This window comes from Pseudomonas sp. SST3 (genome assembly GCF_003325755.1).
The window spans coordinates 1-3,318 of sequence record NZ_QORI02000181.1 but is presented as its reverse complement, the minus strand read 5'-3'; the positions used below and the strand labels follow the sequence as shown (position 1 = coordinate 3,318).

The following is a 3,318-nucleotide window of genomic DNA, read 5'->3' as shown; positions in this document are numbered from 1 at the left end:
TCGGCCATTGTTCGAGGCGTTCTTGCGTGAAGCGCGGGCTAAATGGGACATCCCGGCGATCCATCAACAGGTGCTCGCCAGCCAACGCCGTCGCCGCCTGGTGTTTGAAGCGCTGACCCAAGGCAAGCTCAAGAGCTGGGATCACCAGCCACTGGTAGACGCCAGTCAGCAGTACATGCGCAACCATATCGACCTTGATGACCTGGAGCGCAAAGCACGTTTTCCACAACCCTGCCAAAACCAATAAGTAGACAGAGGGAAGGCCATGCAAAAGTTGACCGTGGTACTGAGTTTGGTGGTGCTCAGCAGCGCCCAGGTGTACGCAGACACTCGCTGCGAAACGGTAAAGATGGCCGATCCAGGCTGGAGCGATATTGCCGCCACCAACGCTATCACCAGTTTCCTGCTGACGGGCATGGGCTATCAACCCAAGGTCGACACCCTGGCGGTGCCGATTACCTTCGGCGGGCTCAAGGACGGCCAGGTGGATGTCTTCCTCGGCAACTGGATGCCGGCGCAGCAGGGCTTCTACGACAAGTTCGTGGCCAACGGCGATGTGGTGCAACTGGCGAAGAACCTGGAGGGCACCGAGTTCACCCTCGCCGTGCCGGACTATGTGTGGGACGCCGGGGTGCATGACTTTGCCGACCTGAACACATTTGCCGACAAGTTCGACAAGAAGATCTACGGCATCGGCTCCGGCGCGCCAGCCAATATCTCGTTGCAGGAGATCATCAAGAAAAATGATTTCGACCTGGGGCAGTGGAAGCTGATCGAGTCCAGCGAACAGGCGATGCTCGCAGAGGTCTCGCGAGCGGTGAAGAAACAGCGTTTCATCACCTTTCTCGGCTGGACCCCGCACCCGATGAACGTGCAGCTGAAAATGCGCTACCTCAAGGGCGGCGAGCAGTACTTTGGTGCCACCGGCAGCGTCTATACCTTGACTCGCAAGGGTTACGCACAAGCGTGCCCCAATGTCGGCAAACTGCTGACCAACCTGAGTTTTACCCAGGCCATGGAGAACAGCATCATGGCTGACGTGGCGAACAACAAGGTCAGCAATGCGCAGGCGGCGAAGACGTGGATCAAGGCCAACCCGGCGGTCCTGGACCAGTGGCTGGAGGGGGTGAAAACCCTGGACGGCCAGGAGGCGTTGCCGGCGGTAAAAGCCAAACTCTGACGTTAAAATCGGACGCAGGGCGTCCCGAGCAGCATTCCCACGCAGAGCGTGGGAACGATCAACTCTGACGCTTGCCGGCGACCCCGTGGGAGCTGGCTTGCCTGCGATAGCATCACCATGGTGTGGCTGATACACCGAGGTGCCTGCATCGCGGGCAAGCCCGGCTCCCACAGAAAAGCCAGCTGCCACAGAACGCACGCTCCTACAGTGGTTTCTACCCTTTAACCAAGGACTCTTATGTCGCGTCGTATCTCCCCCGTCATACCCGGCTTCGGGCTGACGCTGGGCTACACCGTGGTGTACCTCAGCCTGATCGTACTCATCCCCCTGGCGGCGATGTTTGTACACGCCGCTCAACTCACCTGGGATCAGTTCTGGAACATCATCTCCGCGCCTCGCGTGCTGGCGGCCTTGAAGCTGAGCTTCAGTACCGCGCTGTACGCCGCACTCATCAACGGTGTGATTGGCACTTTGTTGGCCTGGGTGCTGGTGCGCTACACCTTCCCCGGGCGCAAGGTCATCGACGCGATGATCGACCTGCCGTTCGCCCTGCCCACCGCCGTCGCCGGTATCGCGCTGACGGCGCTGTACGCGCCCAACGGCCTGGTCGGCCAGTTTGCCGCCGACCTGGGTTTCAAGATCGCCTACACCCCCCTGGGTATCACCCTGGCGCTGACCTTCGTCACGTTGCCCTTCGTGGTGCGCACGGTGCAGCCGGTACTGGCCGATATCCCCCGGGAAATCGAAGAGGCCGCCGCCTGCCTCGGCGCCCAAGCCGTTGCAGGTGTTCCGCTACATCCTCGTGCCGGCATTGTTGCCCGCCTGGCTGACCGGCTTCGCCCTGGCGTTTGCCCGAGGCGTGGGTGAGTACGGTTCGGTGATCTTCATTGCCGGCAACATGCCGATGAAAAACCGAAATCCTGCCATTGCTGATCATGGTCAAGCTCGACCAATACGACTACCGCGGCGCCACCTCCATTGGTGTGCTGATGCTGGTGGTGTCCTTTGTCTTGCTGCTGCTGATCAACCTGTTGCAGCGGCGCATCGAACGTCCATAAGGAGGCGCGGAACATGTCCCAATCGTCTATTTCCGCCGCGTCCTCGGCCAACGCCGCCCGGCGTGGCAGTGCGACCTCGCGACGTATCCTGATCGGCCTTGGCTGGCTGGTATTCGTCCTGTTTCTGCTGCTGCCATTGCTGGTGGTGGTGTCCCAGGGCTTGAAGAACGGCCTCGGCACGTTCTTCACGGCAATCCTTGAGCCAGACGCGCTGTCGGCGCTGAAACTCACGGTGATCGCCGTGCTGATTTCGGTGCCGCTCAACCTGGTGTTCGGCGTCAGCGCCGCCTGGTGCGTGAGCAAGTACTCGTTCCGTGGCAAGAGCATCCTGGTCACGCTGATCGACCTGCCGTTCTCGGTCTCGCCGGTGATCGCCGGCCTGGTGTACGTGTTGATGTTCGGCGCCCAGGGCTTCTTCGGGCCGTGGCTGCAAGAGCATGACATCCAGATCGTGTTCGCCCTGCCGGGCATCGTGCTGGCGACCATCTTCGTCACCGTGCCGTTCGTGGCCCGTGAGTTGATCCCGCTGATGCAGGAGCAGGGCACCCAGGAAGAAGAAGCCGCGCGCCTGCTGGGCGCCAATGGCTGGCAGATGTTCTGGCATGTCACCGTGCCGAACATCAAGTGGGGCCTGATCTACGGCGTGGTGCTGTGTACGGCGCGGGCCATGGGTGAGTTCGGCGCGGTGTCGGTGGTGTCCGGCCACATTCGCGGCGTCACCAACACGCTGCCGCTGCATGTCGAGATTCTCCACAACGAATACAACCACGTTGCCGCGTTTGCGGTGGCCAGCCTGTTGCTGATCCTGGCGCTCTTCATCCTGCTGCTCAAGCAGTGGAGCGAGAACCGAATCAACCGCCTGCGCAACAGCGCGGGTGAGGAATAAGTCATGTCGATCGAAGTCCGTAATGTCAGCAAGAACTTCAACGCCTTCAAGGCCCTGGACAGCATCAACCTGGATATCCAGAGTGGCGAGCTGGTGGCGTTGCTGGGCCCGTCCGGCTGCGGCAAGACCACGTTGCTGCGCATCATCGCCGGCCTGGAAACCCCGGACGCCGGCAGCATCGTGTTCCACGGCGA

Annotated in this window: 3 protein-coding genes and 2 pseudogenes; all 5 read left to right on the top strand. The window is 61.2% G+C overall.

The features are described 5' to 3' along the window. A pseudogene (locus tag DQ405_RS26150) lies at window positions 1-247 on the top strand (choline-sulfatase); the annotation flags it as partial. An 18-nt stretch (window positions 248-265) separates the two neighbouring features. After that, a complete protein-coding gene (gene choX / locus DQ405_RS26145; RefSeq protein WP_014716297.1) occupies window positions 266-1,180 on the top strand; it encodes a choline ABC transporter substrate-binding protein in 915 nt (304 codons plus the stop codon). Window positions 1,181-1,417: 237 nt separating this feature from the next. After that, window positions 1,418-2,238: pseudogene (gene cysT / locus DQ405_RS26140) on the top strand (sulfate ABC transporter permease subunit CysT). Window positions 2,239-2,251: 13 nt separating this feature from the next. Further along, window positions 2,252-3,124, top strand: a complete 873-nt coding sequence (gene cysW, locus DQ405_RS26135; RefSeq protein ID WP_168426463.1) for a sulfate ABC transporter permease subunit CysW — start codon at window positions 2,252-2,254, stop codon at window positions 3,122-3,124. 3 nt (window positions 3,125-3,127) lie between these two features. Then, on the top strand, window positions 3,128-3,318 hold a 191-nt coding region (locus DQ405_RS26130; protein ID WP_168426462.1), incomplete at its 3' end, for an ATP-binding cassette domain-containing protein.